At 74.5% G+C, this 19298-nt stretch carries 15 protein-coding genes and 1 pseudogene; 4 read left to right on the plus strand and 12 right to left on the minus strand.

Annotated features, from left to right (window positions below; genetic code table 11):
- Positions 1 to 92 precede the first annotated feature (92 nt).
- A complete protein-coding gene (gene glnA, locus JD78_RS03855) occupies positions 93 to 1526 on the minus strand; it encodes a type I glutamate--ammonia ligase (protein WP_153357233.1) in 1434 nt (477 codons plus the stop codon).
- Positions 1527 to 1772: 246 nt separating this feature from the next.
- Between glnA and JD78_RS03860 the strand changes: the two genes are divergently transcribed.
- Positions 1773 to 2195 carry an RDD family protein gene (locus tag JD78_RS03860; RefSeq protein WP_153357231.1) on the plus strand — a complete coding sequence of 141 codons (423 nt, stop codon included), beginning with the start codon at positions 1773 to 1775 and terminating at the stop codon, positions 2193 to 2195.
- Between the two features lie 66 nt (positions 2196 to 2261).
- Here the strand turns inward: JD78_RS03860 and JD78_RS03865 are convergent, their stop codons facing one another.
- The 3 genes from JD78_RS03865 to JD78_RS03875 form a co-directional block, all read right to left on the minus strand.
- On the minus strand, positions 2262 to 3098 hold the full coding sequence (locus tag JD78_RS03865; RefSeq protein WP_153357229.1) for a DUF4191 domain-containing protein: 837 nt from the start codon (positions 3096 to 3098) through the stop codon (positions 2262 to 2264).
- A 79-nt stretch (positions 3099 to 3177) separates the two neighbouring features.
- Positions 3178 to 4164, minus strand: a complete 987-nt coding sequence (gene lipA, locus JD78_RS03870; RefSeq protein WP_228394939.1) for a lipoyl synthase — start codon at positions 4162 to 4164, stop codon at positions 3178 to 3180.
- A gap of 94 nt (positions 4165 to 4258) precedes the next feature.
- Complete coding sequence (locus JD78_RS03875; RefSeq protein ID WP_153357228.1) at positions 4259 to 5596, minus strand: hypothetical protein; 1338 nt, start codon at positions 5594 to 5596, stop codon at positions 4259 to 4261.
- A 125-nt stretch (positions 5597 to 5721) separates the two neighbouring features.
- On the opposite strand from JD78_RS03875, the gene JD78_RS03880 reads away from it, so the two are divergent.
- On the plus strand, positions 5722 to 6651 hold the full coding sequence (locus JD78_RS03880) for an LLM class F420-dependent oxidoreductase (protein WP_153357225.1): 930 nt from the start codon (positions 5722 to 5724) through the stop codon (positions 6649 to 6651).
- A gap of 90 nt (positions 6652 to 6741) precedes the next feature.
- On the opposite strand, the gene JD78_RS03885 is transcribed toward JD78_RS03880, so the two are convergent.
- Positions 6742 to 7563 (minus strand): phosphocholine cytidylyltransferase family protein, encoded by an 822-nt coding sequence (locus JD78_RS03885; protein WP_208103980.1) that lies wholly within the window; start codon positions 7561 to 7563, stop codon positions 6742 to 6744.
- 2 nt (positions 7564 to 7565) lie between these two features.
- Positions 7566 to 8687 carry a CDP-glycerol glycerophosphotransferase family protein gene (locus tag JD78_RS03890; RefSeq protein WP_153357222.1) on the minus strand — a complete coding sequence of 374 codons (1122 nt, stop codon included), beginning with the start codon at positions 8685 to 8687 and terminating at the stop codon, positions 7566 to 7568.
- 555 nt (positions 8688 to 9242) lie between these two features.
- On the opposite strand from JD78_RS03890, the gene leuS reads away from it, so the two are divergent.
- The gene (gene leuS, locus JD78_RS03895) at positions 9243 to 12155 is read left to right on the plus strand and encodes a leucine--tRNA ligase (protein WP_153357220.1); all 2913 of its coding nucleotides are present in this window, start codon (positions 9243 to 9245) and stop codon (positions 12153 to 12155) included.
- A 77-nt stretch (positions 12156 to 12232) separates the two neighbouring features.
- On the opposite strand, the gene JD78_RS03900 is transcribed toward leuS, so the two are convergent.
- The 3 genes from JD78_RS03900 to JD78_RS03910 are packed head-to-tail and all read right to left on the minus strand — an operon-like array spanning position 12233 to position 14536.
- Positions 12233 to 12622, minus strand: coding sequence for a PPOX class F420-dependent oxidoreductase (locus tag JD78_RS03900; RefSeq protein ID WP_153357217.1), 390 nt, complete (start codon positions 12620 to 12622; stop codon positions 12233 to 12235).
- Positions 12619 to 13260: a lipoyl(octanoyl) transferase LipB gene (gene lipB / locus JD78_RS03905; RefSeq protein ID WP_153357213.1), complete on the minus strand. Its 642-nt coding sequence runs from the start codon at positions 13258 to 13260 to the stop codon at positions 12619 to 12621. The genes JD78_RS03900 and lipB overlap by 4 nt, the downstream gene beginning before the upstream one ends.
- A gap of 10 nt (positions 13261 to 13270) precedes the next feature.
- Positions 13271 to 14536: an FAD-dependent oxidoreductase gene (locus JD78_RS03910; RefSeq protein ID WP_153357211.1), complete on the minus strand. Its 1266-nt coding sequence runs from the start codon at positions 14534 to 14536 to the stop codon at positions 13271 to 13273.
- A gap of 120 nt (positions 14537 to 14656) precedes the next feature.
- Between JD78_RS03910 and JD78_RS03915 the strand changes: the two genes are divergently transcribed.
- The gene (locus JD78_RS03915) at positions 14657 to 16417 is read left to right on the plus strand and encodes a serine/threonine-protein kinase (RefSeq protein ID WP_153357208.1); all 1761 of its coding nucleotides are present in this window, start codon (positions 14657 to 14659) and stop codon (positions 16415 to 16417) included.
- Positions 16418 to 16422: 5 nt separating this feature from the next.
- Here the strand turns inward: JD78_RS03915 and JD78_RS03920 are convergent, their stop codons facing one another.
- The 3 genes and pseudogenes from JD78_RS03920 to JD78_RS21975 form a co-directional block, all read right to left on the minus strand.
- On the minus strand, positions 16423 to 17328 hold the full coding sequence (locus JD78_RS03920; RefSeq protein WP_153357205.1) for a TIGR01777 family oxidoreductase: 906 nt from the start codon (positions 17326 to 17328) through the stop codon (positions 16423 to 16425).
- 85 nt (positions 17329 to 17413) lie between these two features.
- A pseudogene (gene sucB / locus JD78_RS03925) lies at positions 17414 to 18901 on the minus strand (2-oxoglutarate dehydrogenase, E2 component, dihydrolipoamide succinyltransferase); the annotation flags it as partial.
- On the minus strand, positions 18826 to 19272 hold the full coding sequence (locus JD78_RS21975) for a biotin/lipoyl-containing protein (RefSeq protein ID WP_341800125.1): 447 nt from the start codon (positions 19270 to 19272) through the stop codon (positions 18826 to 18828). The gene JD78_RS21975 and the pseudogene sucB, both read right to left, overlap by 76 nt.
- Positions 19273 to 19298: the final 26 nt, after the last annotated feature.

Consider the following 19298-nt stretch of genomic DNA (forward strand, 5'->3'; position numbering starts at 1 on the left):
GCCGCACCCCGGCGCGCCGGGGTGCGGGATCCGGACGCACCGCGGCCCCCGACCTCGGGCGAGGTCGGGGGCCGCGGGAACGAGCAGGTGGATCAGATGTCGTAGTACATCGCGAACTCGTGCGGGTGCGGGCGGAGGCGGATCGGGTCGATCTCGTTCTCCCGCTTGTACTCGATCCAGGTCTCGATCAGGTCGGAGGTGAACACGCCACCGTCGAGCAGGTAGTCGTGGTCCACCTCGAGCCGGTCGAGGACGGCGTCCAGCGAGGCGGGCACCTTGTCGATGCCCAGGGCCTCCTCGGGCGGCAGCTCGTAGAGGTCCTTGTCGACCGGCGCCGGCGGCTCGATCTTGTTCTTGATGCCGTCGAGGCCGGCCATCAGCATCGCGGAGAACGCGAGGTAGGGGTTGGCCGACGGGTCGGGCACGCGGAACTCGATGCGCTTGGCCTTCGGGCTGTCACCGGAGATCGGGATGCGGCAGCAGGCCGAGCGGTTGCGCGCGGAGTAGACCAGGTTGATCGGCGCCTCGTAGCCGGGCACCAGGCGGTGGTAGCTGTTCACCGTCGGGTTGGTGAAGGCCAGCAGCGACGGGGCGTGGGCGAGCAGGCCGCCGATGTAGTGCCGGGCGGTGTCGGACAGCCCCGCGTAGCCGGTCTCGGCGTGGAAGAGCGGCTCGCCGTCCTTCCAGAGGCTCTGGTGGCAGTGCATGCCCGAGCCGTTGTCCCCGAAGAGCGGCTTCGGCATGAAGGTCGCGGACTTGCCGTGCGCCCAGGCTGTGTTCTTGACGACGTACTTGAACAGCATCAGGCTGTCGGCCGACCGCAGCAGCGTGTCGAACTTGTAGTTGATCTCGGCCTGACCGCCGGTGCCGACCTCGTGGTGGCCGCGCTCGAGCTCCAGACCGGCGTTGGCCAGGTTCACCATCATCGTGGCGCGCAGGTCGCTCTGGTGGTCGTAGGGCTCGACCGGGAAGTAGCCGCCCTTCGGGCGGGTCTTGTAGCCCAGGTTCGGGCCGCCGTTCTCGCCGGTCAGCGCACCGGTGTTCCAGGAGCCCTCGACCGCGTCGATGTGGTAGTAGCCCTCGTTGATCGAGGTGCTGTGCCGCACCGAGTCGAACACGTAGAACTCGGCCTCGGGGCCGAAGTACGCGGTGTCGGCGATGCCGGAGCTCGCCAGGTAGGCCTCGGCCTTCTTGGCCACGTTGCGCGGGTCGCGGCTGTAGGCCTCGCGCGTGATCGGGTCGTGGATGAAGAAGTTGATGTTCAGCGTCTTGTGGATCCGGAACGGGTCGACGTACGCGCTGCTCGCGTCGGGCAGCAGCAGCATGTCGGACTCGTTGATCGCCTGGAAGCCGCGGATCGAGGACCCGTCGAAGCCCAGGCCCTCGCTGAAGGTGTCCGGGCCGAAGGTCTCCGCCGGGATGGTGAAGTGCTGCATGACGCCGGGGAGGTCGCAGAACCGGACGTCGACGAACCTCACGTCGTTGTCGCGGATGTAGGCGGTGACCTCTTCGGGACTGGTGAACATCGATCCTCCGGTGTGAGCGGACAGGGGGTCGAGCATCGCAGCGCGGGGCGAGCGAGGCGCGGGCACCCCCGCCGGCGCGGACGTGGACAGGAGTGGACGGGCAGCCGTCACGCAAGCTACGAGCGCGCGATTGCCCCGGGGTGTCTCTCGTGTTTCCGGGGCGTAACAGCGACCCCGGCGTGTCGCGACCCTCGCCCGGACGCCGCCCGCCGGGGCGTGCCCGCGCCACGTCCTAGGCTGACGGGCGTGGCCAGTGCAGACGTCCCGTCGTCCCCGAACCGCACCCGCGGGCAGGCGCTCGGGCTGCCGGCCACCGGCCCCGGCTCGCTGGCGGGCTTCGGCCGGCGGGTGGGGCAGTACCTGATCGACGCGGTGGCCGCGGCCCTGGTCGCCGGGCTGTTCACCGCGCCGGAGGCCCCGCGGCTGTGGAGCCTGCTGAGCTTCGGCGTCCTCACCGTGGTCTCGCTGGTGCTCACCGGGCAGACCCCCGGCATGCGGCTGGTGGGGCTGCGTCTGGCCCACCCGCACCCCGGCCAGCGGCTGGCGTTGTGGCGGGCCGTCGTCCGCACCGCCCTGCTGGTGGTGCTGGTCCCGGCGCTGGTGGTCGACGCCGACGGCCGGGGGATGCACGACCGGCTCACCGACACCGCGGTGGTCCGCGACCGCTGACCCCGCAGACGACGAACGCCCCCGGCCACGTGGCCGGGGGCGTTCGTCGTCTGCAGCGAGGGTGGCTCAGCGGCGGCGGACCTGCCGCTGGCTGACCGACATCTGCCGGCCGCCGGGCAGCGGGCCGCCGGGGACCGGCATCCGGCTGCCACCCAGGGCGCTCATCCGCTTGGACAGGGCGTTGACCTCGGCGCCGGAGAGGTTGCGGGGCAGCTTCATGACGTGCGTGCTGAGCTTCTTCAGCGGCACCTCGCCCTCGCCGTCGCCGACCACGACGTCGTAGATCGGGGTGTCGCCGACGACCTTGGCGATCCGGCGCTTCTCCTGCGCGATCAGGCCGCGCACCCGCTGGGGGGTGCCCTCACCGACCAGCACGATGCCGGGGCGGCCGAGCACCCGGTGCAGGGCGTCGAACTCCCGGGTGCCGGCGACGCCGGAGGAGACCCGCCAGTCACCGCGCATGCCTTCCAGGACCCAGGACGCCGCGCCGGGCTGGCCCTCGACCTGCCGGTAGGCCGAGCCCTGGGCGCGCCGGCCGAACACGATGAGGGCGGCGAGCAGGCCCAGCAGGACGGCGATGGGGAGGAACAGGAACGGCGAGCTGAAGACCAGCAGACCGAACAGCTCGACCGCTGCGGCCACCACCACGAAGGCGATGAGCATGATCCAGGGGAGCTTGGGGTCGTTCCGGTAGGTCAGCGTGTAGGCCTGGCGGATCATCCCCGCCTGGCTCTTCAGCTTCGCCAGCCGCTTCACCTTGGGCTTGCCGTCCTTGCCCACCTTGCCGGTCTTCGAGCTGCTCACGGCGGTGGCGCCGGTGCTGCGTCCGGGCGCGCCGCCGGCCGGGCCCCGGCCGGCCTTGCCGGCGGGGGCGGAGGTGTCGGTGGACCTGCTGCGTGCCATGCGCCGAGGATAGTCCGAGGACTCGCCGGGGCCCGCCACGCGGATGCTCGCGGCGGGCCCGGCGGCGTGCCGCGGGAGGTCAGGCGGTGGTGACCGTGAGCCCGCGGGCCTCGGCGGCCTGCTGGTACAGCCGCCCGGCCCGGTAGGAGCTGCGCACCAACGGCCCGGAGAGGACGCCGGCGAAGCCGATCCGCTCGGCCTCGGCGTTGAAACCGACGAACTCGTCGGGCTTGACCCACCGGACCACGGGGTGGTGCCGGACGCTGGGCCGCAGGTACTGGGTGATGGTGAGCAGGTCGCAGCCCGCGTCGTGCAGGGCCTGCATCGTCTCCACGACCTCCTCCGGCTCCTCGCCCATGCCCAGGATCAGGTTGGACTTGGTGACCAGGCCCGCCTCCCGGGCGGCGGTGATGACCGACAGGGAGCGCTCGAACCGGAAGCCGGGGCGGATCCGCTTGAAGATGCGCGGCACCGTCTCGACGTTGTGCGCCAGCACCTCGGGGCGGGAGGAGAAGACCTCCGCCAGCTGGGCGGGGTCGGCGTTGAAGTCGGGGATGAGCAGCTCGACGCCGCAGCCGGGGAGCGCCCCGTGGATCTGCCGCACGGTCTCGGCGTACAGCCAGGCACCGCCGTCGGGCAGGTCGTCGCGGGCGACGCCGGTGACCGTGGCGTAGCGCAGGCCCATCGTCGCGACGCTCTCGGCGACCCGGCGCGGCTCGTCGGCGTCGAAGTCGGCGGGCTTGCCGGTGTCGATCTGGCAGAAGTCGCAGCGGCGGGTGCACTGGTCACCGCCGATGAGGAAGGTGGCCTCCCGGTCTTCCCAGCACTCGTAGATGTTGGGGCAGCCGGCCTCCTCGCACACCGTGTGCAGGCCCTCGCGGCGGACCAGCGACTTCAGCTCGGTGTACTCCGGGCCGGTCTTCAGCTTGGTCTTGATCCACTCGGGCTTGCGCTCGATGGGGGTCTGGCTGTTGCGGACCTCCAGGCGCAGCAGCTTGCGACCGCCCGGTTCGATCCGGGAGGCGTCGGAGGTCCTCGTGGTCGCCTCGTCCATACCCAGGCTCATGATCTGCACGGTACTCCGGGGTCGTGCCCCACCCGGGACGGCGAGGGGGCCCCGCCGAACCGGCGGGGCCCCCTCGTGGAGCGGTGTGTCGGACTCAGCCGTCGCTGGGCTGCTTGCCCAGGCTGGACGGGGTGTCATCCGGGCCGGCCGTCTTGGCCGGCACGTCACCGGCGTCGGCGGTGCCGGTGGCGGAGTCCGGGCGGCCCTGGTTGCTGGGCTCGCCGGCGCCTGAGGCGGGCTGTGCCGTCTGGGCGCCCAGGTCGCTGTCGGGCGGGGTGGCGTCGCCCACGGCGTTCTCGGCCGTGGAGACGGTCTTGCCCTGGGCCTCCGGTGACTCGGTGCCGCCGGCCGGGGTGCTGGGGGAACTGGACACGGGGTCCTCTCGGTAGCTGGGCACGGGGCCGTCGCCGGTGGGCGCCGGGTTCCACGGGTCCTGCCCCTTCTTCCCCCGCAGGGCCACGGCCACACCCACGACGACCGCCAGGACCGCGAGCACCCACGGCCAGCGCCGCGGCTCGGGCTCCGCGCCGACGCGGCGCTTGACCGACGTGACCGTCCGCGCGGTGCGCTTGCCGGCGTCCTTGCGCGCCTTGCCCGCGGCCTTCTCGAGCTCGCCGCGGCGCTTGGCCGCCTTCTTCGACAGCTTGTCCGCCCGCTTGCCCAGCTGATCGGCCTTCTTGCCGGCGGCCCGGCGGCTGGTCTCCGCGGCGGCGACCGCCGCGGCGAGCCGGGCGGCCGCCTGGTCGCGGGCCGCCTCGGCGGCGGACGCGGCGTCCTTGCGGGCCTTCTCGGTCTGCTTGCCCGCGGCCGTGCCGAGGGTGGCCGCGGCCGCGGTGAGCTCGGCGCTGCGGGCCTCCAGCTGGGCCCGGGCGGCCTCGACGCTGGCGAGCAGGTTCTCCCGCGCCGTCTCGAACGCCGGCCCGGCCGCCTCACGGGCCGCGGTCACCCGCGGGGCCGCGTAGGCGGCGGCCGCGGTGGACGCCGCGGTCAGCCGCGGCCCGGCGGCCTCGAGGTTGGTGCGCGCGGTCCGCGCGGCGTTGTCCCACGCCGGCCCGGCGGCCTCGCGGGCTGCCTCGATCCGCGGCACGGCGGCGGCCACCGCCGTCTCCAGGTTGGCCCGGGCGACCTTGGTCGCGGCCTCCAGCCGGGGGACGACGTCCTTCTCGTACGTCTTCTGCGCGGCCTCCAGCCGGGGCACCAGCACCTCGCGGGCAGCGTCGAGCTGCGGGGCAAGGGCCGCCACGGCGGCCTCCACCTTCGGGGCCACGTCGGCGGCGTAGGTCTTCTGCGCGGCCTTGCTCGCCGCCGCCACCTGCGGCCCGAGCTGCTCCGCCGCGGCCCGACGGGCCTCGGTGACCGCGGCGCCGATGTGGGCGAGCCCCTCTTGCAACTCGGTCCCGATGACCTCTGTCGAGCTCTTCTTGCGGAACACTCCAGCACCTCCGAGTTGATCGCGTCGCGATCATCCTGCCCGCCATCGCCCGTGGGCACACCCCGAGCCCCCGTGCGGTCGCACACGGGCCAGCGGTGGACGGCGCGGCTGGCTAGGTTCCACCCGTGCAGCTACGGATCTTCACCGAACCCCAGATGGGCGCCACCTACGACGACCTGCTCGCGGTGGCCCGGCGCACCGAGGAGACCGGCTTCGACGCCTTCTTCCGCTCCGACCACTACCTGACGATGGGCGGCGACGGGCTGCCCGGGCCGACCGACGCCTGGGTCACCCTCGCCGGCCTGGCCCGGGAGACCAGCCGGATCCGGCTGGGCACGCTGATGACGGCGGCCACCTTCCGGCTGCCCGGCCCGCTGGCCATCTCCGTGGCGCAGGTCGACCAGATGAGCGGCGGCCGGGTGGAGCTGGGCATCGGCTCGGGCTGGTTCGCCGAGGAGCACAGCGCCTACGGCATCCCGTTCCCCGAGCTGGGGGAGCGCTTCGACCGCTACGAGGAGCAGCTCGCCGTCGTCACCGGGCTGTGGAACACCCCGGTGGGGGAGACCTTCGACTTCGCCGGCACCCACTACCAGCTCACCGGGTCCCCGGCGCTGCCCAAGCCGGTGCAGCCCGGCGGCGTCCCGGTCCTGGTCGGCGGGACCGGCAAGCGGCGCACCCCGCGGCTGGCCGCGCGGTACGCCGCGGAGTTCAACGTCCCGTTCGCCTCGGCCGAGGACAACGCCCGGCTCTTCGCCGGCGTCCGGGACGCCTGCACGGAGGTGGGCCGCGACCCGGCGGACCTCGTGTACAGCTCGGCGCTGGTCGTCTGCGTGGGCCGGGACGACGCCGAGGTGGCCCGGCGCGCGGCGGCGATCGGCCGCGACCCCGACGAGCTGCGGGCCAACGGCGTCGCCGGCACCCCGGCCGAGGCGGTGGAGACCCTGGGCCGCTACGCGGAGGCGGGCGCCACCCGGGTCTACCTGCAGGTGCTCGACCTGGCCGACCTGGACCACCTCGACCTGGTCGCCGCCGAGGTCGCCCCGCAGCTGGGCTGATCGGTGCTGGGCTGATCGGTGCTGGGCTGATCGGCGCTGGGCTGATTGGCGCGGTGCCCCGCCCGCCGGTGACGGGCGGGGCGTCGCGGCTCAGCCGAGCTCGGAGGCCAGCGGCTCCAGCGCCGCGCGCGACCCCAGCCAGGTGTTGGCCCGCTGCAGGTCGTCGTCGAAGTCGACCTCGACGGCGGAGAACCGGGAGATGTCCAGCGGCCGGAACCGCACCCCGGCCCGCTGGATGGCCAGCTCCATGCCGCGCTCGAAGTAGTCGGTCGCCTCGCAGGCGGCCAGCTGCTCGATCAGCGCCGGCTTGTCGGCGGCGGAGACGTAGTTGATGCCCACCGCCTCCCCGAGCCCGCCGACCACGGTCTTCGACAGCTCGGTGATGAAGCCGTTCTCGTCGAGGGTGTACTTGACCTCCTCGTCGGCCACGGTGGAGGTGTCCACGCAGACGAAGCTCTCGTCGGCCTGCACCAGCGGCGCGGCGTGGTCGAGCACCGCCGGGTCGAAGACGACGTCCCCGTTCAGCCACAGCACCCCACCGGGCTGCGACGTCCGCAGGGCCCGCAGCAGGCTCTGCGAGGTGTTGGTGACGGCGAAGTCGGGGTTGAAGGCGAACAGCAGGTCCGGCTGCGCGCGCATGACGGCCTTGGCCCGGTAGCCCACGACCGCGGTGATCGGGGCCGCCTCGCCGAAGACGGCGCGGACGCCGTCCAGCTGCTGCTGCATGATGCTGCGGCCGTCCATCAGCGGGGTGAGCGGCTTGGGCAGCTTGCGGCCCAGCCGGGTGCCCATGCCCGCGGCCAGGACCACCACCTGCGGCGGGATGCCGGAGCCCTCGTGCGGGGGGACGGCGACCAGGGGACGAGACCGCTGATCGCGGCCCCCGGTCAGGATCGGGTCAGCAGTGCGCATGCTCATCTCCTCGGTTCGTCGTTCGCGGGCAGGGCGCCCCGGGCGGCCGGGCGGCCGTCCGGGGGGAAGAGCAGCTGGAGGACCCGCTCCGTGGCGGCGCCGTCCTCCAGCGAGCAGAAGGTGTCCTGGAAACGCTCGTACCGCTCGGTGGGCTCCCACGGGCGCTCGCGCAACCCGGCGATCGCCGCCAGCACCTGCTCGCTGGTGGTGAGCAACGGCCCGGGGGCGATCTCGGCCAGGTCGAAGTAGAAGCCGCGCAGGTCGTCCCGGTAGTGCTCCAGGTCGTAGGTGAAGTGCACGATCGGCTTCCCCGTGACGGCGAAGTCGAACATCGTCGAGGAGTAGTCGGTCACCAGGACGTCGGCGGCCAGGTACAGCTCGCTGATGTCCGGGTACCGCGACACGTCGACCAGCGGGGCCGGCCCCTGCACGACGAGCCGGTCGGAGACCATGGCGTGCAGCCTGACCAGCAGCACCGAGTCCGCCCCGAGGCCCCGCGCCAGGTCGCCCAGGTCGACCGGGAAGGTGTGCTTCGGGCCGTCGTCGGAGAGCACGAGGTCGTCGCGCCAGGTCGGGGCGTACAGCACCGCGGTCACGCCGTCGGCGATGCCCAGTTCGGCGCGGACCCTGGCTCGGCGGGCGTCACGGTCCGGGGCGTTCAGCACGTCGTTGCGTGGATAGCCCGTCTCGTGCACCGGGCCGGTGAACCCGAAGGCGCTGCGCAGGTGCGGGGTGCTCGCCGCGTTGGGCGACAGCAGGACGTCCCAGCGGGCGACGTCGCGCATGACCAGCTCCAGCCGGCCCTCGGGTGCCCACACCGCGTCCCGGTGGAGTCGCTTGAGCGGCGTCCCGTGCCAGGTCTGCAGGTAGGTGGTGGCCGGGTCCTTGTCCCACTCCCGGGAGATGCCGTCGTTGGAGACGATGACGTCGGCGGACTCCACGGCCGCCCGGGCGTCGGGCCCCCAGGTCTCCACCGTGGACACCCCGGCCGGGAAGTCCCCGCGCAGCTCGGGCCGGGCCAGCCAGACGGCGTCCATCTCGGCGCCGCGCGCGACGAGCGCCTCGTAGACCGCCCGTGGGTTGTCGTTGTACCGGCCGCCGAAGCTGTTGAAGACGACCTTCATCGCCGGCCGTGCGGGAGGCAGGGCGCCTGGCGCTCCGCCGCCGGACGGGGTACTCGCTCCATCGTGCTCACTGCTCCTCCTCGGGGCGGACCGGCCGTGTGCGGGTGCTCGGCGGCCGGCCGGTGGTTCGTCGTGGCCGGGCCGGCCGCGGCGGGGACGTGCGATGCGACCGGGCGCGCACCTGCCCGTCGCGTCGACGAGGCTCCGGTGCGGACCTGGGCTGGTCCGGTCGCGCTGCCGCCCGCTCCGCGGCGCTGCTGACCTTTCCGGAGGACGTCGACGTCCCGCGCCCACCAGCAGCGGTCCTCCGGCCGGGGCTGCTCCCCGCCGAGTTCACGCGCCGGTGCGCAGTCCAGCACGTGCAGGCTACGGCCTGGACGCCCCCGAGGTCGAGCCAGGCGATCGGGGCACGCGCTAGGATCGGTGCCGTGACCGGTGGACTCCTGCTTCCGCAGCCGTGCTGATCTGACCTGATCCAGACCAGCACGGCGACCCCTCCTGTGTGAGGGGTCTTTTTCTGTCCGCCGCCAGATCTTCTCCAGTGGGAGCACGACGATGAGCCAGCACACCGATCCCACCGCCGAGGCGTCCAGCGCCGACGGGGTCCCCCCGCACCGGTACACCCCGGCGCTGGCGAGTGAGATCGAGCTCGCCTGGCAGGACCGCTGGGAGGCCGAGGGCACCTTCCACACGCCGAACCCGGTGGGCCCGCTGAGCGGGGGCTTCGACCGCGTCGCCGACCGGCCCAAGGCGTTCGTGATGGACATGTTCCCGTACCCCTCGGGTGCCGGGCTGCACGTCGGGCACCCGCTGGGCTACCTGGGCACCGACGTCACCAGCCGTTTCCTGCGGATGGACGGCCACAACGTGCTGCACCCGATGGGCTACGACGCCTTCGGCCTGCCCGCCGAGCAGTTCGCCGTGCAGACCGGGCAGCACCCGCGGGTCACCACCGAGGCCAACATCGCCGCGATCAGCGCCCAGCTGCGCCGGCTGGGCGTCGACCACGACACCCGCCGCACCTTCGCCACGATCGACCCCGGCTACTACAAGTGGACCCAGTGGATCTTCCGGCAGGTCTTCGAGTCCTGGTTCGACGAGACCGCGGACGGTGGGCGCGGGAAGGCCCGGCCGATCGCCGACCTGGTCGCCGAGCTGGACGCCGGCACCCGGCAGCCCGCGGAGGGCACGCTGCCCGAGGGGCGCAGCTGGGCCGAGCTGTCCCCGGTAGAGCGGCGCCGGGTGGTCGACGCCCACCGGCTGGCCTACCGGCACGAGGCACCGGTGAACTGGTGCCCCGGGCTGGGCACCGTGCTGTCCAACGAGGAGGTCACCGCCGACGGGCGCTCCGAGCGCGGCAACTTCCCGGTCTTCCGCCGCCCGCTGACCCAGTGGATGATGCGGATCACCTCCTACGCCGAGCGGCTGCTGACCGACCTGGACCGGCTGGACTGGTCGGACTCGCTGAAGCAGATGCAGCGCAACTGGATCGGTCGGTCGACCGGCGCCCGGGTGCGGTTCGCCACCGGAACCGAGTCCATCGAGGTGTTCACCACCCGGCCGGACACCCTGTTCGGCGCCACCTACCTGGTGCTGGCCCCCGAGCACCCGCTGGTCGGCGTGCTGACCGCCGCGGCGTGGCCGGAGGGCACGGACCCCCGGTGGACCACCGGCGCCGCCACCCCGGCCGACGCCGTGGCCGCCTACCAGCGGCAGGCCTCCCGCCGCTCGGAGCTGGACCGGCAGGCCGAGGGCCGGGAGAAGACCGGTGTCTGGTTGGGCGCCACCGCCCGCAACCCGCTGACCGGGGCGGACCTGCCGGTCTTCATCGCCGACTACGTGCTCACCGGGTACGGCACCGGCGCGATCATGGCGGTGCCGGGGGAGGACCAGCGCGACTGGGACTTCGCGAGTGCCTTCGGGCTGCCCGTCGTGCGCACGGTGCAGCCGCCCGCGGACTTCGACGGCGGCGCGTACACCGGCACCGGGCCGATGATCAACAGCTCGAACGAGCAGCTGTCGCTGGACGGGCTGGACAAGGCCGCGGCGATCGCGAAGGTCACCGAGTGGCTGGTCGCCAGCGGTGCCGGTGAGGCGACCACCACCTACAAGCTGCGCGACTGGCTGTTCAGCCGGCAGCGGTACTGGGGCGAGCCCTTCCCGGTCGTCTACGCCGTCGACGGTGACGACGCCGACCTGCCGATCGCCGTCCCGGACTCGATGCTGCCGGTGCTGCTGCCCGACGTCGACGACTACTCGCCGACGACGTTCGAGATCGACGACGCCGACTCCAAGCCGGAGCCGCCGCTGTCCCGGGCGACCGAGTGGACCACCGTCACCCTGGACCTGGGCGACGGACCGCGGGAGTACCGGCGGGAGACCAACACGATGCCCAACTGGGCCGGCTCGTGCTGGTACTACCTGCGCTACACCGACCCGACCAACGACGAGCGGCTGGTCGACCCGGAGCTGGAGGCCTACTGGATGGGCCCCCGGGAGCCCGGTGACGTGGGCGGCGTCGACCTGTACGTGGGCGGTGTGGAGCACGCGGTGCTGCACCTGCTGTACGCCCGCTTCTGGCACAAGGTGCTGTTCGACCTGGGGCACGTGTCCAGCGAGGAGCCGTTCCGGCGGCTGGTCAACCAGGGCTACATCTCCGCCTACGCCTACACCGACGAGCGCGGCTTCTACGTGCCCGCCGCCGAGGTGGAGGAGCGCAACGGGGTCTGGTTCCACGACGGCGCACCGGTCACCCGCGAGTACGGGAAGATGGGCAAGAGCCTGAAGAACGTCGTCACGCCGGACGAGATGATCGCCATGTTCGGCGCGGACACCTTCCGGGTCTACGAGATGTCGACAGGCCCGCTGGACCAGTCCCGCCCGTGGGAGACCAAGGCGGCGGTCGGCTCGCAGCGGCTGCTGCAGCGGATCTGGCGGGTCGTGCTCGACGAGGAGACCGGTGCCGTGCGCGCCGCCGACGTCGAGCCGGACGAGGAGACCTCCCGCGCGCTGCACCGCACCATCGAGGCCGTCCGCGACGGGATGTCGACCCTGCGGTTCAACATCGCCATCGCCCGGATCACCGAGCTGACCAACCACCTGACCTCGGCCTACCCGCCGGGGACGGAGGTCCCGCGCTCGGTCGCCGAGACGCTGGTGCTGCTGACCTCGCCGCTGGCCCCGCACCTGGCGGAGGAGCTGTGGTCGCGGCTCGGCCACGACGGCTCGGTCGCCTGGGCGTCGTTCCCGGTCGCCGACCCCCGGTGGTTGGTCGACGAGACGGTGACCGTGGCCGTGCAGGTCAACGGCAAGGTCCGGGCGCAGGTCGCGGTGCCGGCCGACGCGGACGCCGCCGCGCTGGAGGCCGCCGCCCGCGCCGACGAGAAGGTGGCCGCGCAGCTGGCCGACAAGACGGTGCGCCGGGTCATCGCGGTCCCGGGCCGGCTGGTCAACTTCGTCGTCGGCTGAGGAAGGACCCCCTCCTCATCCCTGGCGAGCTCGGGACGAGCCTCTGGAGGGGGCCACCGTGGGGTGCCTCGAGCGGGTCAGTTCGGTGTGGGTGCGGCGGTGATGCGGATGAACGCCCGGCGTTCCCGACGGCGGACGATCTCCACCACCCGCCCGGTGCCGTAGCTGATCCGCCACTGCCAGCCGTAGCGGCGGCCCAGGGCGCGCGCCGCGGAGGGCCACTTGGCCAGGTCGAGCAGCTCCGCGGTCGCCGCCACGGCGGGGCCCTCGACCCGGCCCCGGACGTCGCACGGCGCGACGGTCACCCGCGCGGTGTCCCGCAGCCGCTTCACCTTGCCCGAGCCGGCGTTGGTCCAGACCACGAGGGCCTCGCCGGCCGGCGCCGCCCAGACCGGGGTGCTCACCGGCTCGCCGCTGCGACGGAACGTGGTCAGGCTGACGTACCGGCTGGCCGGCAGGCTCGTCACGCCACCAGCGATGCGGTGAGCAGCCGCCGCATCGCGGCCTCGACGGTGTCGATCACCTCGGCCACCGGGACGTCGCGGCCGAGCTCGGCGCTCAGGGACGTCGCCCCGGCGTCCGGGATGCCACAGGGCACCATGTTGGAGAAGGCCGACAGGTCGGGGTCGCAGTTGAGCGCGAAGCCGTGCATGGTCACCCCGCGGGCAACTCGCACGCCGATCGCGGCGATCTTGCGGTCGGGCCCGCGCTCGTCGGCCAGCACCCAGACCCCGCTGCGCCCGTCGACCTGCTCGGTGGCCAGGCCGAAGCTGCCGCAGACCTCCATCAGCGCGCGCTCCAGTCGGCGCACGTGGGCCACCACGTCGACCGGGTCGGGCAGCCGCACGACGGGGTAACCGACGAGCTGGCCGGGCCCGTGCCAGGTGATCTTCCCGCCGCGGTCGACGTCGATGACGGGCGTGCCGTCGAACGGCCGCTCGTGCGGCTCGGTGCGCTTGCCCGCGGTGTAGACCGGCGGGTGTTCCAGCAGCAGCATCGTGTCCGGGCCGGTGCCGGCGACCCGCTGTTCGTGCAGCTCCCGCTGCCAGGCCCACGCCTGCTCGTAGGGGACCAGACCTGCCCGGACGACCTGCAGCTCGCTCACGGTCACCAGCCTATGCCCGTGCCGGGGACGGGGCGCCCGGGCTGGTGCCGCCGCCGCGCAGCCGGGCGAGGACCGCGTGGGCGGTGCGGCGCCCGCTGGCCATCGCGCCCTGGATGGACGGGGTGTCGCGGTGGTCGCCGCAGACGAACACCCCGTCGCCGAGGTCGACCGGACGGCGGTGCTGCAGCGGGGGAGCGGCCGCCGGCTGGGCCCCGGTCACCGTGACGCTGGTCAGGTGGTCCAGATCGCCGGGGGAGACGCCGTGCAGGCCGGCGACCTCCGCCCGGACGTCGGCCTCCCGGGTCGGGGCCAGGGTGGAGCTGGCGACCAGGGCGCGGCCGTCGGGGCTGTAGGCGGGCTGGGCGTCGGAGACCACCACGCTGTTGACCAGCTGCCCACGCGGCTGCCCGAGCACGATCAGCGGGTCGGGCCACGGCGACTCCGGCAGCACGTGCAGGTGCGTGGTCACCTGCCGCGGGGCCGACCCCTGGACGCCCGGCAGGAGCGCCGCGGCCGTGTCCGGGTCGGTGGCCACGACGACCACCGGCGCCGTCGTGGTGCCCGACGCGGTGCGCACCACCCCGCTCTCGACGCCGGTGACGCGGACGCCCAGGTGCAGCCGGTCGGCGGGGAGCCGGTCGGCGAGCTGCTGGCCGACCGCGTGCATCCCGGCGGCCGGCAGCCCGACCCGCCCGCGGACGAAGCTGCGCCAGACCAGGTCCAGGTACCTGCTGGAGGTCTCCAGCTGGTCCTCCAGCAGGACGCCGGCCAGGAACGGCCGGAGGAAGACCTCCAGCGCCCGTTCGCCCACCCCGGCCGCCCGGAGCGCCTCGGCGGCGGTGCGCTCGCGCGCCGCCAGCAACCGGGACACCGGCGCGTAGCCCGCCCGGGCGGAGAAGGCGCCGAGCGCCGCCTCGCGCAGCGGCCCGCCCAACGGGGCGCGCAGCGTGTCGGGCAGCGCGCCGGGGTGCTGCCGGGGGTCGACCACCCGGTGGGCCCGGCCGTCGACCCGGAACACCGCACCGGTCCAGAACCAGCCGAGGTCCAGGGCCGGCAGGTCGAGGTCGGCGACCCGCGGGTAGCCGGTGTTCAGCACCTGGAACCCGCGGTCGACCAGGAACCCGTCGACCCGGGCGGTCGACAGCCGCCCGCCCGCGTGGACGGCGGCGTCGAGCACGTGGACGTCGCGGCCGGCGGCGGCCAGCCGGGTGGCGACGCTGAGCCCGGCCAGTCCGGCGCCCACGACGACGACCTCGGCACGCGACGGCGGTGACATGCAGTCGAACCTAGGCGGTCGCGTGCCCGGACGCCGGGCCGGACGCCGGCGCTGTGGACGGTCCTGGGGCCTGTGGACAACGCGCACGGGCGGGCGGCTCCGCCCCCTACCGTCCCCGGCATGCCTGCGCCCGTCCCGCCCTCGGCCGCTCCCGTCGTGCCCGGTTACGTGCTCGAGGAGATGCTCGGCCGGGGCGGCTCCGGTCAGGTCTGGCGGGCCCGCCCGCGCGACGGCGGCGCGCCGGTGGCGGTCAAGGTGCTGCTCCGCGGCGACCCCGAGCGGCAGGAGCGGGAGGCCCGGCTGCTCGCGGAGCTGGACCACCCGCACCTGGTCCGGCTGCACCGGGTCGTCCGCCGGGAGGTGCGTGGCGGGCCGGCCGAGGTGAGCCTGGTGCTGGAGCTGCTCGCCGGGGGCAGCCTCGCCGCCCTGCTCGCCCGCCGGGGCCGGCTCCGGCCGGGCGAGGTGGTCACCACGGTCGCCCCGGTCGCGGCGGCGCTCGCCCAGGCGCACGAACGCGGGGTGGTCCACGGTGACCTGTCACCGGGGAACGTGCTGTTCACGGCCGAGGGGAGGCCGGTGCTCACCGACCTGGGCACCGCGCGGCTGGTGGGCGACACCGCCCGGGCGGAGGTCACCCCGCCCTACGTCGACCCGGTCGTGGCCCGCGGTGGCGCCCCGGGCCCGGCCTCGGACGTGTTCGGCGTGGCGGCGGCGGCCTTCCACGCGCTCACCGGCATCGCCCCGTGGAACGCCGCCGACCCGGGCGAGACGCTCGTGGTGGCGGCGGCCGGTCAGCTCCCCGACCTGGCGCTGCTGGCGCCCGAGGCGCCCCCGGAACTCGTCCGGGTGGTGCTCCGCGGCCTCTCGGCGGACCCCCACCTGCGGGGCACGGCGGCGGCGTTCGCCCTGGACCTGCGGCACGCCTGCCGTCCCGAGCCGGTGCGACTCCCGGTGACCGGGGTGCCCGACCACGAGCTGGGCGCCACCGGACGGGGACCGCGCACCGAGCTGACCCATCAGGTGCCGGGGCGGCGGCCGCGCGCCGCGCACGCCGCGCCAGCACCCGCCGGGCGGTGGAGCCGGCTCGGCGATGCCGTGTCGCGGGTCGCCCGCGGACTGCGCCGGGACCCGGACCCGATGCCGGTCCCGGGACGACGGTGGGTCGACCTCAGGCGACTGCTCGTGCCGGTGGTGGTGCTGGCCACGGTGGTGCTGGGGTTGGGAGGTGCCGCCTGGATCGGCACCCACTGGGGCGCGGGGACGCCGGTCCCGGTGCCGGCGGCCGACGGGGTGGACGTGTCGCCCGGCGAGCCGGACGAGCCGGTGAGTCCGGCGCCGAGCACCCCGGCACCGACTGCTCCCGCACCGGACACCCCCGCACCGGCTGCTCCCGCCCCGAGCACTCCCGCACCCGGCAGCTCATCACCCGGGACCGCCGCGGAGGGTGAGCCGCTCGGGGACGGACCGACCGCCGCCGCGGCGATGCCCACCGACCCAGGGGAGTGGCGGGCCCTCCTCGCGGAGCTCTACGAGCGGCGGGCGGGCGCGTTCATGGCCGCGGATGCGGCTGCGGTCGCCGCCGTCCACCTGCCGGGCAGCGCGCTCGCCCAGCGGGACCTGGCCCAGGTCGAGATGCTCGCGGCGGCGGGGCGGGTGCTCGCCGGGTTCGAGCCACGGGTCTCCGAGGTGCAGGCGGTGACGGTCGAGGACGATGACCGCGCCGTCCTCGAGGTGCTCGACACGCTCCCCGGCTACCGGGTGACCGACGCCGCCGGCGGGCTGGTGCAGGAGGTCCCCGCCCGGGGCGAGGCGCGGGTGCGCATGGTCCTGCAGTTCACCGCGACGGGGTGGCGGATCGCCGCGGCCGAGCGGCTGACCTGAGCGGGTCAGCCGTCGGCGAGGGCAGCCGCCAGGGCGGCGTCGACGTCGGTGTGGGTGTGCCGGAACCCCGCGGCCTCCAGCACCGCCGGGACGGCGCGCTGGCCGGCCAGCACGCCCACCTCGGCGAACTCACCGAGCACCAGGTGCAGGGCCGGGCCGGGCACCGGCAGCACGGCCGGGCGGTGCACGGCGCGGCCGAGGGCGGCGGTGAACTCGGTGTTGGTGACCGGCGTGGGCCCGGTCAGGTTCACCGGTCCGGAGACGTCGGCGGTGAGCAGGAAGCGGATCGCGTCGACCTCGTCGCGCAGGCTGATCCACGGCTGGTACTGCCGCCCGGAGCCGAGCCGCCCACCGAGTCCGAGGCGGAACAGCGGCAGCATCCGCCCGAGCAGGCCGCCGCGGCCGAGGACCAGCCCGGTGCGCAGGGTGGCCACCCGGACGCCGGCGTCGGTGGCCGGGGCGGTCGCGCCCTCCCACGCCACGCACACCCGGGCGAGGAAGTCCGTGCCGGCGGGCGCCGACTCGTCGACCACCCGGTCGCCGGTGTCGCCGTAGAAACCGACGGCGGAGCCGGACAGCAGCACGCGCGGGCGCCCGGGGTCGGCCGCCGCGGCGTCGGCGAGCGCCTGGCTGACCGTGGTGGTGCTGTCCACCCGGCTGCGCAGCACCCGCTGCTTGTGGCCCTCGCTCCACCGCCGGTCGCCCACTCCCACGCCGGCCAGGTTGACCACCGCGTCGACGTCGGCGAGCACCGCGGGGGCGATCTGGCGGTGCTCGGGGTCCCACCGGTGCTCGTCGGCGGTCCGCGGGGTGCGGCGGACCAGCCGCAGCACCTCGTGGCCGTCCGCCTGGAGCGCGGGCACCAGCGCGGTGCCGATGAGCCCGGAGGAACCTGTGACGGCGACCTTCATCGCGAGGTGCTCCCTGCTGCTGGGGGTGGTGGCCGGGCGGGACGACGAAGGGCCCCGGCCGCAGCCGGGGCCCTTCCTCAGGCGATCAGGCGAGGCCGAGCTCGCCCTCGAACTGGCCGGCTTCCAGCCGCTCCTTCATCGTGCTCAGGAAACGGGCGGCGTCGGCGCCGTCGACGATCCGGTGGTCGTAGCTGAGGGCCAGGTAGACCATCGACCGGACGGCCACGACCTCGCCGAGCTCCGGGTCGGTGACCACCACGGGGCGCTTGACCACCGAACCCACACCCAGGATGGCGACCTGGGGCTGGTTGATGATCGGGGTGTCGAACAGCGCGCCGCGGCTGCCGGTGTTGGTCAGCGTGAACGTGCCGCCCCCCAGCTCGTCCGGGGTGACCTTGTTGGTGCGGGTCCGCTCGGCCAGGTCGGCGATCTTGCGGGCGATGCCCGGGATGTTCAGGTCGCCCGCGCCGTGGATCACCGGCACCAGCAGTCCGCGCTCGGTGTCCACCGCGATGCCCAGGTTCTCGGCGTCGTGGTAGGTGACCGTGCCGGCCTCCATGTCCACCGACGAGTTCACCACCGGGTGCACCTTGAGGGCGTCGACGGCGGCCTTGGCGAAGAACGGCAGGAACGACAGCTTCACGCCCTCGCGGGCGGCGAAGTCGCCCTTCACCTGGTCGCGCAGCCGGGCGATCTTGGTGATGTCCGCCTCGACGACGGTGGTCAGCTGGGCGCTGACCTGCAGCGACTCGAGCATGCGCTTGGCGATGACCGTGCGCAGCCGGGACAGCTTCTCGGTGCGCCCGCGCAGGCTCTGGTCCGGGCTGGCCGCCGGGGACGGGGTCCGCGTGGCCGACGGGGCTGCCGCCGCGGCCGGGGCCGGCTGCTGTGCCTTCTCGGCGGCCGCCAGCACGTCCTGCTTGCGGATCCGCCCGCCGACGCCGGTGCCCTCGACCGAGCCGAGGTCGACGCCGTGCTCGGCCGCGAGGCGACGCACCAGGGGGGTGACGTACGCGCCACCGCCGTCGGGCGCCGGTGCGCTGGCCGGGCGGGAGGCCGGGGCCACCGCCTCGGCCGGGGCCGGCTGGTCGGTCGGCGACTCCGCGGGCAGCGCACCGCTGGAGCCGTAGTCGGCGCCCGGCGTGGCCGAGGAGGGCTCGGCCTGCACCGGGGTCGGCTCGACGCTCTGGGGCGCCGAGGCCGTCTCCTGGGACTGGGGCTGCTCCGCCGGGGGCTCGGGCTGCGCCGGCTCGGCGGCCGGGGCCGCGGCGCCGTCGGAGGAGCCGATCACGGCCAGCTCGGCGCCGACCTCGACCGTCTCGTCCTCGTTCACCGAGATCGACAGCAGGGTGCCCGAGACGGGCGCGGGGATCTCCGTGTCGACCTTGTCGGTGGAGACCTCGAGCAGCGGCTCGTCGGCGGTGACCTCCTCGCCGACCGCCTTCAGCCACCGGGTCACGGTGCCCTCGGTGACGCTCTCGCCCAGCGCGGGCATGGTCACCGGGGTGCCCTGACCACCACCGGAACCGCCGCCCGAGGACTGCGCCGGAGTCGGCTCAGCAGGGGCCTCCTGGGCCGGTGCCTCCTGCGCGGGGGCCTCCTGCGCGGGCTCCTGCTGCGCGGGCTCCTGCTGCGCGGGGCCTCCTGGGCCGGTGCCTCCTGCGCGGGGGCCTCCTGCGCGGGGGCGGCCGGGGCGCCGCCGTCGCCGTCCCCGCCGATCACCGCGAGCTCGGCGCCCACGTCGACCGTCTCGTCCTCACCGACCAGGATCTTGGTGAGCACGCCGGCGGCCGGCGACGGGATCTCGGTGTCCACCTTGTCGGTGGACACCTCCAGGAGCGGCTCGTCGACCTCGACCTGCTCACCCTCCTGCTTCAGCCAGCGGGTGACCGTGCCCTCGGTGACGCTCTCGCCCAGGGCGGGCATGGTGACGGACGTCGGCATCGAAGGCAGGTCTCCTCAGGTCGGGG

Origin of the sequence: Modestobacter roseus (assembly GCF_007994135.1) — a bacterium.
Classification (GTDB): domain Bacteria; phylum Actinomycetota; class Actinomycetes; order Mycobacteriales; family Geodermatophilaceae; genus Modestobacter; species Modestobacter roseus.